The following is a 15256-nucleotide window of genomic DNA, read 5'->3' on the forward strand; positions in this document are numbered from 1 at the left end:
AGATGATGTAGCACACCATCGTCTTTTGGGCCCCTTTAAACAGCAAACCGCCCTTGACATCCTACGTGTCAAGGGCGGTTTGCTGTTTGGGTACGAGCTTCTATTTGCTGCTCCTACCGCAACAAAACCAGCTTGCCCCACTCTTTCTTGAAGGCTTTATCGCCAGCAGTAGCGCGCCGCCCGAATTGGTCCTGCGGATCATCTAAGATGACACGGTAGAGGTAAGTGCCATTGGCGAGCCGGTCTCCAAATTCATCGGTACCATCCCAAGAATAATCGGTGATGTTGTTACCGATGCGCAGCGGACCGAGTTCGGCCATCATAATCTCTTTCACCACGCGTCCTGTAAGCGTCAACACCTGAATTTTCATGTTGCGCGGCGGCGAGGTACCAGTCAGCGTGAACACAAACTTGGTTTTGCTGGTAACAGGGTTCGGGTAGGGATACACATTGCTGATCGTGGATTCATTGACTACCTCGAACGTGATGCGGTAGGGCTCACCACCGGCCGCCCGCCCAGTAGCATCTCGCCCCTGTACTTCCAGCGTGTATACGCCATTCGCAAGCGGTGTATTTTGGCCCATTGGCAAGGTCAGCAGCGCTGTTCCCTTCGTGGAATCTGCTGCAAAACTTACATTGGTTGCGGTCAGATCCACCCGAACGGTAGTTTGGTCAGGAGAAGTCAGCAGAACGTCGAAGTTGCCTTTGCCCTGAATTCGGCGCAGTCGATCATCATCGCGCAACTGCACTGTAATAATGGGCGTTGGAGATACGATGTCGCCGTTGAGGATGTGTTGCCCGTCGAACGTTACATCCAGTGTGGGCGGCACGTTGCGGTTATCAACCCGGAAGGCATCTAGCAGCAATTCATTGTTGAAAGAGTATAGCTCAGGTAGCGCGCGCGGGCTCGGGTTCACAACCACATTGCCACTCAACGATCCTACTAAACCTATCACGTTCACTTTAGCGTCGAAGCTCACCTGGCTGTCGGCACGCAAAGCACCACCGGGCACATCTACTAAGGCCTCCCGAACATTATTACCATCACGCAGCAAGATCCGAGCCTTCATAGGGCCACTGAAATCTATGGATGATACGTTTTGGAAGACTACTGGCACCGTAACGAAGCCTGTTTCAGCAGCTTGTTTCGCTAAAGTAGCAGGCTCATAGGCCGATGCTGGAGTAGCTAAATCTCGCCGCACAATGCCCTCAGGGAGCCCCTGGTACGTGACAAGCCATTGTTCTAGTTGCGGCGCCGTACGGTTCAGCGAATCGCGCATCTCTAGTGCTAGCTGGAGGTACGGGTACTGCCGGGCCGAAATAGTGGTTAGTGCTAAGCTCCGGCTAGTAACGTTGGCATTAAGTATCTGTTCAACACCCGTACTATCAATCCCAATCAGCTTCAGCGTATAACGGTCTGACGGTTCTGAGAGGCGCACGGTATGATGCAGGGTCTGCCACTCCCGCGCTGGACCGATACGGGTTGACGTGATATTGCCGCTGCTGGCTCTGGTTAAGAGCGTGTCATTGAGGGCTACTACTTGGTTGATGCGGGGCACCGTACTGGTCGGGTCGACTGTTACTTCACGCATCACCCGCGGGTTGGAGCCCTTCTGTATGAGCAGTGCGTAAGGGTCGCCATCCTGCAACTGATTGACACGCTGTGCTCCCAATGAAGTCAGTGCAGCTTTCAGAGAAGTGGAGAACGTAGAAAAATTCACCTTGTTCATCGAAATCAACGCCACATAGTCGCCAGGGCGCACATTGGTGAGCAAGGTTTGTAATTGCGTCTGCCGAACTGGATCGTTGATATTATCGGCACCGTTGCCAGCGAAATGATAGAAGCGTAAGTTGCCTTGACCACAGGAATCGTATAGTCCGCCTGCCACATTACGCACCGGGCGTAGGGTTCGGCCACTAAATACCGCTACCATAATGTTAGGCTGGTTTGGTGCGCAGTTCGCTACGTAAGGCGAAGTGGAGGTGCTAATCCCGTCTGACAAAGCGTTGAAAGTTTGGTTGCTACCCGTTCCTCCTCCGCGGGTGGTTAGGACAATAGGTTCCCGAACATCATCAAAGCTCCAATTCCCGGCAGGAGCAGCTACTTTCAATCCCGTCAGTTGGTCGCGCTTGAACTGGCCGTGATGACTCTGAGACCAACCACTGGCACTGCCTGGCAATACGCGGAAAGAACTGGTTGCCCAGTCGGCGCTTTCGTCGCCGGTGGGTGTTTGGAAGCGCAACCGCCAATACCACACCACACTATCCTGGCCCGCAGTAGTTGGCAAAATAGGCCGCCAGTCTGGCACAAGGGTCGTTGTAACGGTACGGGTTTGCTTTAGTGTGCTATTGAAAGTAGGCACCGTGTCCAATTCCATTTCGTAGACGCGCGATGCACCTCGTGGATCGTTTGTCTGCCCTACTAGCCGCAGGTTAGTGGCGGGCACGATGGCAAACTCTAGCGGCCATACCGTTCTTACCCCTCCTTGCAAAAAGTTGAAGTTGATCTGGCCTGTGTTGTTGGTCTCACTTGTCTCCACCACTCGGTTACGGTAATCGAGTGCCACTTCGAAGCGGTTGTCGCCGAACACGTTGCCGGTATTGTTGAGCACAAACGTGTAGGTAGTGTCATGCCAGGCCTGGCGTACGGTACGAATAATGACATCTGGGGTGCGCGTACCCGTGCTGGTTGTTGGGTAGGTTCGCGTGATGCGAATGTCGAGGGAGTCGAGGGTGATTTTGCCAGGATTTTTGACGTTGACGAGCAGTTTGAAAGTGGGCGAAGAAGCCTGCACCTGCCCGGTTCCATTGGGCTGGATTTGTACATCAGCGTTGCTGGTAATGAAGTCGGGTCGTTCGGGCGCGAAGAAACGGACGGCCGGGTCTCCCAGCCACGTATTGTTCATGGCGTGTGCTATGGCTGTAGATCTACTATTGGTGATTAGTAGCATGCGCCGGGTGGCTTCAGCCTGTAACACCGAAATAGGCTTGCCATACCAGGTAGGCTCGTTGAATGCTACTTTGTAGAACTCAGTGGAAAACGCATCTAGGTCATACGTGAAGCCCAGATCAGAACCAGCCATAAACCCTATAGCTCCCTTGTTTTCCGCAAAAACCCAGTTTTCTGACAGAGTCCTGAAATTTCTATCAACAGCGTTGACGGCACAACCATTGATCAGAAACACAGGGTATTTACCTGCATTAGTGTAGCCTTTAGCCGGCTCGGTAGGATCTCCGAAGTTGAGGTCGAAAGTAGACGCCGAGCCATGACCGAAATAGGTGATGAGCGATGCACCCGTATTCACTTCTGGCGCAAGCGTAATATTCACCGGAAGGTTGGTACCACCAGAGAGACGCCGCCGGTATGTGTTAATTACCTGGCCCCCAAACAATGGCTTTTCAACCAGCCGCTTGTATTTGTCTACAAAACTCTCAAACAACGCAAACTCGTCTGCGGATTCGCCTCCGCCTAGATGGACAACGTTCTTTCGCCAAGGCTCGGCACCCAACGCTTCGTGTTCCTTGAGTTTGTTGAGGTACTGAAGTACTTCTTGAGGCGTTACAGCAGATACGCGCCCGGCTGGCATGCGTGCCACATATTGGTTGTTCTCCCAGTCTGCCGAGAGGAAATTGTCTGAGCCGCTACGGGTGGTTGAAGGCACCAAGTCGGTGGCTGGAGGCAGCCTATTACGGCTATATTCTCCTACAATCAACCCTTTACCTAACAACAGCAAATAGTTGGTTTGGGTAGGAGGAGAATTCGCCAGCTCCCAACGCACATAGTTGCGCATGGCTCCCACTGACTTTTCACCGTAGTGAAACTGGTTGTACAGTTGCTCGGAGGTTACGACTACCGTATCATAACGCCCACCCGCTGCTGAATGCCGATACTCTGCATACGCTCGAACTGGGTTTGCGACATTGCCTACAGGACGCATCAAGGCGGTGTGGCTAATTATCAAGAAATTGGAAGCTGTTGGATTCAACGTACGAAAACGTACCCGAACAGCTGGTCGAGGCGTCGAGGCCAGGGCTTCATCGGCTAGGAGCAGCTTATGGGGACGGTTTGTTGCGTCTGGAAACACATAGCCACGCTGCTGCCCACCCAAACTGGTGCCAGCAATCCGCTGTACCGAGTAAGGATCCTGTACATCAAAGCCCGCAACCGTAGCCGGAATTGTATCCAAGGCATAATAAGCCGGCCCAGCTAAAGTGGAATCGTTGAAAAATTCTAGGTGACGCCTTCCAGCGAACCAACGACTGGTTTGGGCATATACATAACGGATATATCCTACCCGAAACTTATTGTTGTTGCTTCCTGCCGGAGTACCCGTGATATTAAACACCAGGTTCACAACTCCACTAGCATTGAAGTCTGTGGCTTGCAGCGGTGCGCGCAAGACATATTTGTTGTAATTGCTTACGATAGTTGTTCCAAGCAAACGTCTGCTACCGCTTCCCGGAACAACAACGGACACATCCACTGAACGCTGCCCAACCCACCCGCCTAGCAGAAGGATTTCCACCTTGGGAACTGGCCCCGTAGTACTGCGGCTAGAGAGTGAATCGGTTCCAGCAACAGCAGTCAACGACTCTCCTCGTCCGGTTGCACCGAATGCAGCAGACAGGAATCCTTCTCCTGGCTCTCCCCACGGCTGGTATACATTGCTGACATCGTCAACATAAGAATAGGCATAGTTGACCAGTACCATTCTTTCCTGAATCCGGTGCGGATGGGGTGCTACCGTTGGAGCCACTGCTGGCTGTACCATCCTTTTGCCGTTGGTAGTCGCCGACCATGTAAGGAAGTAAGCTGCTGTATCAGTGTAGAGGCTATACATATCGTGGGGCTGCGCGGCTGCGCCTCCTTTATAGATAGCCTGGTCGAGTTTGCCATCGTTGCGCTGGCCGTAAAACTCGAAGAACGTGGTGGCGTCGAGGGTGCTTTGGTTGCCACCGCCGTAAATAGCTAGTTCCCGTCCGCGTCGCCATAACTGAATACGCTGCGGGTTAACGCCGCTAATGCCTGCCTGCGCGAGGTACTGCTGGTCGATGCGGTAAAGCGCGTCTTTGGTAATTTTTATCTTGTAGTATTGCTGACTTGGCACAATCCATTCGTTGCCAAACAAACTCGCTGTTTGAGCCGCCACCGGTCTTGCCGTCAGCACCCCAACCACTAGCATCATACACCACCCTAGTACTTGTGCTAAAGGGTATTTTTTCTTCATAGAACAAATCGTTAATCGCTCACTCCGCTATACAGATAGCTTAGCTCTTCTAGTTTTCCTCTGAAATGCCACCTGTTCACTAGCCAAGCGCTCTTGCCGCTATTACTTGATGCCGTAACCCAATGACACAATGATGTTATTGGTTTGCGTGCGCCCTCCAAGCTTTTCCACTGCTAATTGAGAAAGGGCCACGTCGAGGCGGAGGCCACTCAGCGCCACCCCTACTCCGAGGCTAGGCTGCACCTTCCATGCCTCACTACCTGTAAAGGATTGGATCTGCTGCACGTTACTAACTCCTCCGCGCAGAAATGCCAAGTTCTTATATCCAATTTCTAGCCCAGCCCGAGGGTCGATACTTGCTACTTTGCTTGATACCAAAGTATTACGCTGACCATCCGTCGTGATTTCCAAATCCACAGCTGCTAGGGCCGTAAACTCGCCGGGCAATTCTACTAGCCGGCCCACCCCCAGCACGAAAGTTGGGAGAGTAATTTCGGTGCGGTTGGTAGGAATTTCGTCGAGCGGCGCGCCAGGTGTAGGGCGCAACTCATCGGCATTAATAGCCCATGAATTATAAGTGGTGGTGATGTCGCGGGCCATGAGGCCAAGACGCCAATTGCCCTTGTCGTATTGCACGCCTGCGTCAATACCGAAACCCCAGGCGTTGGCAAACGAACCAATATTGCGGTAAATGATTTTGGCGTTTGCCCCTACTTTCAGTCCTTCTACATTCCCAATTTTGCGGGCATAAGAGAGCACAACCGCATAATCAGAGACCGAGAAATAACGAATCTTGGTGTAGTCGATGTAGCCGAATTCATTGATTAAGTCTCGGGTGTCGGCAATGTCATCAACGCCGAGACGCACAGCGCTGATGCCGATAGCGCTTTTCTCGTCGAGTGGCATGGAGAAGGCCGCATAATCGTTCTTCACAATTCCCGAGAACAACTCGGAGTGCATAAGCACAGCGTCATACTTGGCTTTTTGGCTTAGCAGACCGGCTGGATTCCAATAGCCAGCCGTAGCATCTTGGGCAAGGCTAACTTGCACTTTGCCCATACCCAATGCCCGGCCACCAACCCCAACGTTCAAAAATTCATTGCTGTATTTAGGAGTCAGGTCTTGAGCTGAAACCGTTGTAGCAGTTAGAAACAGTAAGCTGCTTGCACTAACTAGCAACGCGGTAGAACGGAAGAGGTGCATCATAGAAAATGGGCTAAAAACGAGTAGTCCGCTTTTGAACGCAAGGTACTACATATTAGTACGTCGCCCTCTAAAACAGCTCACAAATTAGGCGACTATCAAGGGGTTACGGTCCGGGTTAGGCCACCAACGCAACAGCTTGGCATTGCAAGAGTTGGGCATTCTCACCTGGATGCCCCTGCTTAGTCGACCACTTAGCAGTTTCACTCGGTGAACAAGTTGGCAAGGCCTCTTGCTGGGTTGCGACTACCTCTCTCCTCTCACTTCAGTGCTGTAAAAAGAATCTGAAAAATATTTTTCAACAGTACCTTGCGTTACATAGTACCTTCCATTATCTTTGACTCATTCTTCACCGACTACTGCCCCAAGCCCATGAAAGTAGAGAACACCCAAGTGCAGATGCGGAAGGGAATTCTGGAATTCTGCATCCTGGAGATTATCGCCCGCGGCGAGGTGTATGCGTCCGACATGCTCGAAGAACTTACCCAAGCCCGCATGATTGTGGTGGAGGGGACACTCTACCCGCTGCTCACGCGCCTCAAAAATGCTGGTCTCCTCGACTATACCTGGAAGGAATCGATGAGTGGCCCCCCGCGCAAGTACTACACCCTTACGGAAGGCGGCCAGGATTTCCTGTTGCAGCTACGCCTTACCTGGGAGGAAGTACAGGACTCCATCCGCATCATTCGCCAAAAGCCTTCCGCCAACGGGAGCAGCCTGCCGGTACCGCTGTAGCGCCCGGTTCTCTCTCGATTTTTTTCCGACTAGTTGCAGCACCTGACTGAGATGAAAAAGAACATCAGCATCAACCTCCAAGGCATCATCTTCCACATTGAGGAAGACGGCTACGAAGTTCTGAGCCGCTATTTAGCTGAAGTGAAAGCCCACTTCAGCAGTTACCGCGGCCACGAGGAAATTGTGGCGGACATCGAAGGCCGTATTGCCGAATTGTTTGCCGCCCGTCTTTCCAACACCAAGCAGGTGATTTCGCTGGACGACGTACAGGCCATGACCGCCAAAATGGGTCGCGTGAGTGACTTCCAAAGCGCCGACGAGGCCGAGGACGACGAAGAACTGCTGGCCGATGCCGTAGCTAGCGGCACAGCCGCCGGCACGTACACCAACGCTGGCATCGGCGAGCCCAACGGCCCCTTCGGTACTAAGGGAGCTTTCGGCCCCGAAGGACCGTTTGGCAAGAAAGGCGCATTTGGTCCCGATGGCCCTTTGGGAGCGGGCACTGACGCCAGCTCCACCGAGCCTCGCCGCCTCTACCGCGACATGGCGAACCGCAAAGTTGCGGGGGTAGCCGCTGGTATTGCCCGCTATTTTGCCGTCAACCCACTATGGATTCGGTTGGGCTTCCTGGGGCTCTTGATTCTGATACCACTTGCTTTCAACGACTTAGGCTGGCTGGAGGAAGTAGGCGAGAAACTAGCCGCTATATCGGTTATCTCCTACGTTATTCTTTGGATTGCCTTGCCAAAGCGCTACGATGGCACGCCAGAGCAGGAAGATAAGGGCTATAAAAAGTTCTACCGCGACACCGACACCGGTAAAGTAGGGGGCGTATCGGCCGGATTGGCCGCCTACCTCAACACCGATATTACCTTGATTCGGGTGCTGTTTATAGCTGGCTTGTTTATCGGAGGCATCTCGTTCATTCTGTACCCGCTGCTGTGGATTCTAGTGCCCGAAGCCAAGACCATCTCGGACAAGATGCGCATGCGTGGCGACGCTGTAACACTTTCGGGTATCGATAGCAACGTGCGTAATAATGCGTATGAACCTGGCACTACGGGCAACAACCGTCCTCTGGGCACCTTCTTCGAGGATTTAGCGAGTGCCTTGAACCCACTACTCAACTTCGTCGGCAGCGCCATCCGCATCGTGGCCGGAGTAATGTTGTCTATCCTTGGCTTCGGCTTTCTGATAGCCCTTGTCACGGTGCTTGGGGTTGCGATAGGCTTGATTCCTGATTCGCCTTACGTTGTAACCGGTGACGTACCCGCACACGTTTTCTTGAATGGGATACCAGGTTGGGCCTTGTTGTCAGGATTTATAGCCTTCGGAATTCCTACGCTAGCTATGCTGCTGCTTGGCATCGGGCTGCTAATGCGCCGTGCCATTCTGAGCCGGACCATGGGGTGGTCGTTGTTTGGCTTGTGGTTGCTGAGCATCATAGGTGTTTCGGTGGCTGCAGCCCGCCAGAGCCGCGAGTTTCAGTATGAGGCTGACGTTGAGCAGACCCAGCAGTATCCAGTGCTTCAGGCTCGTGTGCTGCGCCTCGAAACTCGATATGTAGACCGCCAATGGGACCAGTGGGTGGATGTAGACCTAGCCGCTACCGATAGTGGCCGCACAGTGGAAGTGGTTCGCCGCTTGTCTGCTAAAGGAGCTTCCGAAGCTGAAGCCAGCAACACGGCTGCTACCACTGTGGCATACACCGTCCGCACCCGCGGCGACTCGACGCTAATTTTCGATGACCACTTTTCTTTTCAACCTAATGCCCGCTACCGCGACCAGGATCTAGAATTGACCATCCGCCTGCCTCGCGACCGGACCTTCCACCTCAGCCAAGGCTTTGCGAACTGGCTAGATGATGACGACTTCGTAGGTAACCGTACTCCCGAAGACATCGAAGAGCGGACTTTCCGGATGCGCGGCAACAAGCTGGAATGCATCAACTGCCCCGCCGAGGAAATGGACGAGACTGACGAAGGGGACGCTACCGGGGACGGTATCAGCTTTGATGCCAGGGAAGATGAGAACGGCGACGTTAATGTCAATCTACAGTTCAAAGGCTCTCCTTCCTTCGACACCGACGAGGACCGCTACGGCTCTGGCCGCCGCACCTTCGAGCAAAATGACTTCAATGCGGTTACCGTAATCGGCCCCTACCGCGTGGTGGTGCGGGCCGGCAGCAGCTACCGAGTGAAAGCTGCTGGCGACAACCGCAACCTCGACGACCTACGTGTAGAACGTGAAGGCGACAAACTGGTTATCCGGTCTAGCAACCGCAACTTCATAGGCGGTTCCAACTGGAATGGTGCCGACAAAGTGTTGGTAACCATTGAAAGCCCAGAGCTGGATCGGCTGGAATTAGTAGGTGCTGCCCGGGCCGATGTACAAGGCTTTAACAGCGGTGACTTACGAGTGGAACAAGCCGGCGCTAGCCAACTGCGTCTGCAAGGCGAATTCAACAACCTCGACATAAGCTTGGCTGGAGCCTGCCGCGCTACGCTGGATGGCAAAGCCGACGACCTAAACGTGAACGGAGCCGGTGGCTGCGAGTTGGCAGCGTCCAACTTCACCGCACGTAGCGCCGATATCGACATGGTTGGCGGCAGCAAAGCCCGTCTGCGGGTAACCGAGAACCTGAAAGCCGATGCTGTTGGCGCCAGTGTAATCGAGTACAGTGGCAATCCTGGCGACGTAACCAAGGATGCGACGGGAGCCTCTCGGGTTCAGTCTGTTAATGAGTAGGCACAAGACGAAGGGCTCTTCGCTGTGCTTTCTTGAAAGAACAGACAGGTTGAAAATATATTTGGTGAGTAAGGCAACGCTCACTTACAAGCCGGCATCTATATTGCTGGTGAAATGAAGAAGAGGGTCGTTTTTTTCTGGTGAGTGAAAGGTAGACCCTAGAGGAAGTTCTTTCGCCGTTCGTGCTGCAACCGACCGGCGAAAGGCTTCCTCAACTTTTTGCGTAAACGCAGCAGCCCCCGGCATAAACGAAATACTCGTTTGCGCCGGGGGCTGGTGTTTTTTGTGGTTCGCTTATTCAGCTACTCGTACAAGCCCCTTCTGCTCTCCTAGCTCCAGCAATAGCGCAAAGGCCTCGTCGTGCTCGTTGCGGACTTTCCCGTCCAGAATAGCTTCCAGCACGGCGTCTTTCAACTCTCCCACCTCGCGAGAGGGCTTCAAGCCGAAGGTTTGCATAATGACTTCGCCGGTAATAACGGGCTTGAAGTTGCGCAGATGGTCTTTCTCCTCTACTTCCTTCAGCTTTTCCTCCACCACATCGAAATTGCGTAGGTAGCGGTTTTTGCGGTCGTAATCCTTGCTGGTGATATCGGCACGGCACAGTAGCATGAGGCGGTCGATGTCGTCACCGGCCTCGAAAAGCAAGCGACGTACGGCCGAATCCGTCACGATTTCCTTGGACAGCACAATGGGGCGTAAGTGCAGGCGCACCAGCTTTTGCACCTGCCGCATCTCTTCCCCCAGCGGCAGCTTGAGGTCAGTGAAGATGCCGGGAACCCAGCGGGCGCCTTTGTCTTCGTGGCCGTGAAAGGTCCATCCTACCCGCTTGTCGTAGCGCTTAGTAGCGGGTTTGGCTATATCGTGAAGGATAGCCGCCCAACGAAGCCACAGGTCACCGCCAGCCGCTACCACGTTGTCGAGCACTTGCAGGGTGTGGTAAAAGTTGTCTTTGTGCGCGTGCTGACCCACTTTCTCGACTCCATGCAGCAGCGCCATCTTCGGAAAGATAAGCTGCAATAACCCGCACTGAAACAGTAGCTTGAAGCCATAACTGGGCTTCGGCGCCATGATGATTTTGTTGAGTTCGGTGGTGATGCGCTCCTGCGACACAATGTTGATGCGCTCCTTGTTGCGAGCTAATGCGTCGAACGTGTCGGGCTCGATGTCGAAATCCAACTGCGTAGCGAATCGGATGGCCCGCAGCATACGCAATGGGTCATCGGAAAACGTAATATCTGGGTCCAGAGGGGTGCGAATCGTACGGCGCTGCAAATCGCCCATTCCGTCGTAGCGGTCCACGAGGGCGCCAAAATCAGCGGGGTTCAAACTTATACCGAGGGCGTTGATGGTGAAGTCACGGCGGGCGAGGTCTTCTTCTAGCGTGCCAGCTTCCACCTCGGGCTTGCGGCTCTCGGCCCGGTAGCTCTCCTTGCGGGCACCCACAAATTCCACTTCGATTTCGGGCGTAGGCAGCATGGCCGTCCCGAAGTTCTTGAACACCGTTACACGGGGCCTACCCGGGAGCTTGCGCCCCACCTCCTGCGCCAACCGTATGCCGTCGCCGACGCACACCACATCCACGTCCTTGCTTTCGCGAGCCAAGGCCAAATCCCGCACGAACCCGCCAATCACATAGGCTGGATAGCCTAGTTCGCCAGCGGCATCAGCAATGGTGCGAAACAACGGAAGGTCAGGAAGCTGCGGGGTTTTCATGTCGCAAAGTTCGGCAACCAGCAGTTAGCAACCATACCTGACCGCTGGAAGACCGTGCAGACCAGCAGTTGTTTGCTACGCTTCGTCGTTGCTGTGCTACGTTTCGGCAACTACTAATTGTCTGGTAGCCAAGGAGAGTGGAGGTTTGCTGCATTCCATTCAGATTCCTCACCAACAGGTAGTTTACCATGTCTTTCTCTGCCTTCTTTGCGCTGCCGACTACGGCCCTGCCTATTCGCCTACTACTGGGCGTCCACATTGCTACGGGCGCTATGGCCCTGCTCGTAGGCCTTATCCCAATGCTAGGTCGCAAAGGTGGCTTGTTGCACGTACGGGCAGGGCGGGTTTATACCTACTCTATGGTGGTGGTGGCTCTTACCGCAGTGCTGCTCTGCTTGTTTCAGTCCCTCTCGGTGGGGCGTTTGTTTCTGACTGGCATAGCCATCTTGAGCTTCTACCTCAGCTTCACTGGCTGGCGGGCCGCCCGGCGCCACAGCACCTTGCTGCCCCTCCCCGACCGGCTCCTGGCTGTAGCCGCTGTATTAACGGGGATATGCATGATCGTAGTGGGTATTCAACTGCAAGCAATACTGTTCACCTTCTTTGGGGGTCTTCTAGGCGTATTTGCTGGTGGTGATACCAAAGAGTTTTTGCGCCCCTCCCTAGCTCCTACTCCCTGGTTGCTTCGCCATTTCACCCGCTTGGGCGGCTCGTATATTTCAGCCTTTACGGCTTTCGTAGTGGTAAATTTGGGGCGGTGGTTGCCAAATGATGCTCCAGCCTGGGCTGGGTTGGTAGGCTGGCTGACCCCTACGTTCATCGGCACCTTCCTAATTTTTCGGACCGTACGACAGTACAAAGCTCGTCAGCGGGCTGCTACTTTAGCAGCCACAACGCAACCAGCGCCAGCCAGTTTCTTACCGCTGCTCTTGTTGATAAGTATGCTTGTAGCAGGGCCAGCAGCTTAGGCTTCGAGCCTGCGTAATCCCCATGCAGCTAGGCGTTCTGACAAGAGTTCTTAGCTCCGCAAGGGTCTGTCAACCATGATAAGCGCAGCGTATGTCCCCATCAGCTGGCTTTCTCTTGTGCCTTTTAGGCACTAGTCACGCAATACTTCCAGTGCGCCATCGTCGAGCACCCGCACCACGCGCGAGGGAATGGTACGGGTGGTTTCGTCTTGCCGCCAGTTCACAACGTAGTCGGCTCCCCGGATTAGCGCGGGGTTCACCTCCGAGTACAAGCCTGGTGTAGGTTCACCGCTTAAGTTAGCTGATGTTGAAACCAATCCGTGACCCAGCCGCCGCACCACTTTATGGCAGAACTCATCGTCGAGCACCACCCGCAACCCAATGGTTCCATCGGCAGCCAGCAGGTTGGGCGCCAAGTGCCGGCTGCCTGGCACTACGTACGTGGTAGGTTTCGACTGCGCCGCCAGCAGCTTCACCAAATGCGAAGGCACTACTGAGGCGTAGCGAGCAAACATCACTTCATCAGCCACCAGCACAATGCACGATTTCTCGGGTGGGCGTTGCTTGAGCTTGTAGAGCCGCTCCACTGCGGGTGGCACCTCTGCGTCGCAGCCAAGCCCCCACACAGTATCGGTAGGGTAGAGAATTACTTGCTGAAGGAGTAAGGCATCTACCGCCGCGTCCACTTCCTGACGGAAAAAGTTGCTCATGTGTCTTCAGATTTCTGGTTGCTTTTCGATCTACCAACCAACAAGTTGTCGCCTAGCAAACAACGACGGAGGATTGGCAGGCTTCAAACTTATAACGATTGGCACAACTCTACCAATACGCCGTTGGCACTTTTGGGGTGCACGAAACATACGAGCTTGTTATCAGCACCTTGCTTGGGTTCCTCGTTCAACAACACAAAACCAGCGTCACGCAACCGCACCATCTCGGCCCTGATGTCTGACACTTCGAATGCCATGTGGTGAATGCCCTCTGGTTTTTTGCTTAGGTACTTGGTTATGGCGCTATCGGGTGAGGTGCCGGCTAGCAGTTCGATCTTCGAGCCGCCCACCTGAAAAAACACAGTATCAACAGCTTCACTGGCCACATGCTCGCGTTTGTAGGGCTCTTGCCCCAGCAAAATGGTATATAAAGCGGTGGCCGCTTCCAGGTCCTGTACGGCCAATCCTACGTGTTCCAGATTCGTCAGCATAAACGGGGCCGCTAGTATAGTACGGCTTCTTTGGATTTGTTCTACTTTTGCGGTGAAAGTAAAACCAGTTCACTAACTTTTGTGTTCTAGTTACAAATGATTGTCCATTGGTTTTCTTTGGTCACCATTCATTTTCGGAACTCCACAGAAACCTGCATTCTGCGCCATGCTCAAGCTACCTATTTACCTCGATAACAACGCCACGACGCCCATGGACCCCCGGGTTCTGGAAGCCATGATGCCTTATCTGACCGAGGTATTCGGCAATGCTGCGTCCCGTAACCACCCGTTTGGTTGGGCCGCAGAAGAAGCAGTTGACTACGCTCGCGACCAAATAGCGACGCTAATCAATTGCGACCCTAAAGAGATTATCTTCACCTCCGGCGCCACCGAATCCGACAACCTCGGCATCAAAGGCGTGTTCGAGATGTATTCCCAGAAGGGAAACCATATTATCACGGCTACTACCGAGCATAAAGCAGTGCTCGACACCTGCAAGCACATTGAAAAGCTCGGCGGCCGTGTAACATACCTACCTGTTAACTCGGAGGGCTTGATTAGCCTCGAAGAGTTGGAAGCCGCCATGACGCCCCAGACCATTCTGGTAACCATCATGTACGGCAACAACGAGACCGGCACTATCCAGCCGATCCGCGAGATTGCCGCCATTGCGCACAAGCATGGTGCGCTCTTCATGACGGACGGCACGCAGGCAGTTGGCAAGATTCCAGTAGATGTTATTGCTGATGGCATCGACCTGATGGCTTTCACGGCGCACAAGATGTATGGCCCCAAAGGTGTTGGTGCGCTATATGTACGCCGTAAGAACCCACGGGTAAAAGTAACTGCTCAAATGGACGGCGGTGGCCATGAGCGTGGCATGCGTTCCGGCACCCTGAACGTACCTGGGATTGTAGGCCTTGGCAAAGCGTGCGAGTTGTCTCGCCTGGATATGGCTGCTGACACCGAGCGTATCATGAAAATGCGCGACCGGCTGGAGAAGGAGCTGCTGACCATGGAAGAGAGCTATGTAAATGGCTCCCGTGAGCATCGCCTTCCTCACGTAACCAACATTTCTTTCACGTATGTAGAAGGTGAAGGCCTGATGATGGGTGTGAAAGATCTGGCTGTATCTTCTGGTTCGGCTTGTACTTCTGCTTCTTTGGAGCCTTCTTACGTACTGAAAGCCCTTGGTCTGAGCGACGACTTGGCACACAGCTCGTTGCGCTTTGGTCTGAGCCGCTTCACTACCGACGAACAAATCGATTACGCTATCAACCACGTAAAAGAAGCTGTAACCAAGCTGCGCGAAATGTCGCCGTTGTGGGAGATGTTCAAAGAAGGCATCGACTTAAGCAAAATCGAGTGGGCTGAACATTGATTTGCAGAGCCCAGAGCTTAATAAGCTGTAGTGCTCGCCTTTCAAAGTTCTGAGTTCTAAAAACTTGACATCTAAATTT

At 53.7% G+C, this 15256-nt stretch carries 9 protein-coding genes; 4 read left to right on the top strand and 5 right to left on the bottom strand.

The annotated features are described in order from the left end of the window. Positions 1-113: 113 nt before the first annotated feature. Positions 114-5186: a putative type IX secretion system sortase PorU2 gene (porU2, locus tag MTX78_RS15340; protein WP_243796080.1), complete on the bottom strand. Its 5073-nt coding sequence runs from the start codon at positions 5184-5186 to the stop codon at positions 114-116. A 144-nt stretch (positions 5187-5330) separates the two neighbouring features. Further along, entirely contained in the window at positions 5331-6434 is a 1104-nt protein-coding gene (locus tag MTX78_RS15345) for a putative type IX sorting system protein PorV2 (protein WP_243796081.1), read from the bottom strand. Between the two features lie 369 nt (positions 6435-6803). Between MTX78_RS15345 and MTX78_RS15350 the strand changes: the two genes are divergently transcribed. Together MTX78_RS15350 and MTX78_RS15355 are read left to right on the top strand one after the other, a co-directional pair. Continuing rightward, the gene (locus MTX78_RS15350; RefSeq protein ID WP_243802895.1) at positions 6804-7166 is read left to right on the top strand and encodes a PadR family transcriptional regulator; all 363 of its coding nucleotides are present in this window, start codon (positions 6804-6806) and stop codon (positions 7164-7166) included. A gap of 51 nt (positions 7167-7217) precedes the next feature. Then, positions 7218-9914 carry a GIN domain-containing protein gene (locus tag MTX78_RS15355; protein WP_243796082.1) on the top strand — a complete coding sequence of 899 codons (2697 nt, stop codon included), beginning with the start codon at positions 7218-7220 and terminating at the stop codon, positions 9912-9914. A gap of 294 nt (positions 9915-10208) precedes the next feature. On the opposite strand, the gene MTX78_RS15360 is transcribed toward MTX78_RS15355, so the two are convergent. Then, the gene (locus tag MTX78_RS15360) at positions 10209-11627 is read right to left on the bottom strand and encodes a CCA tRNA nucleotidyltransferase (protein WP_243796083.1); all 1419 of its coding nucleotides are present in this window, start codon (positions 11625-11627) and stop codon (positions 10209-10211) included. Positions 11628-11815: 188 nt separating this feature from the next. On the opposite strand from MTX78_RS15360, the gene MTX78_RS15365 reads away from it, so the two are divergent. Beyond that, positions 11816-12595 (top strand): DUF2306 domain-containing protein, encoded by a 780-nt coding sequence (locus MTX78_RS15365; protein ID WP_243796084.1) that lies wholly within the window; start codon positions 11816-11818, stop codon positions 12593-12595. A gap of 131 nt (positions 12596-12726) precedes the next feature. On the opposite strand, the gene MTX78_RS15370 is transcribed toward MTX78_RS15365, so the two are convergent. Both MTX78_RS15370 and mce read right to left on the bottom strand, forming a co-directional pair. Continuing rightward, positions 12727-13305, bottom strand: a complete 579-nt coding sequence (locus MTX78_RS15370; RefSeq protein ID WP_243796085.1) for an L-threonylcarbamoyladenylate synthase — start codon at positions 13303-13305, stop codon at positions 12727-12729. Between the two features lie 89 nt (positions 13306-13394). Next, on the bottom strand, positions 13395-13796 hold the full coding sequence (mce, locus tag MTX78_RS15375) for a methylmalonyl-CoA epimerase (protein ID WP_243796086.1): 402 nt from the start codon (positions 13794-13796) through the stop codon (positions 13395-13397). Between the two features lie 166 nt (positions 13797-13962). Between mce and MTX78_RS15380 the strand changes: the two genes are divergently transcribed. Next, positions 13963-15177, top strand: a complete 1215-nt coding sequence (locus MTX78_RS15380; RefSeq protein ID WP_243796087.1) for an IscS subfamily cysteine desulfurase — start codon at positions 13963-13965, stop codon at positions 15175-15177. The last annotated feature ends 79 nt before the right edge of the window (positions 15178-15256 follow it).

This window comes from Hymenobacter tibetensis (assembly GCF_022827545.1).
GTDB lineage: Bacteria > Bacteroidota > Bacteroidia > Cytophagales > Hymenobacteraceae > Hymenobacter > Hymenobacter tibetensis.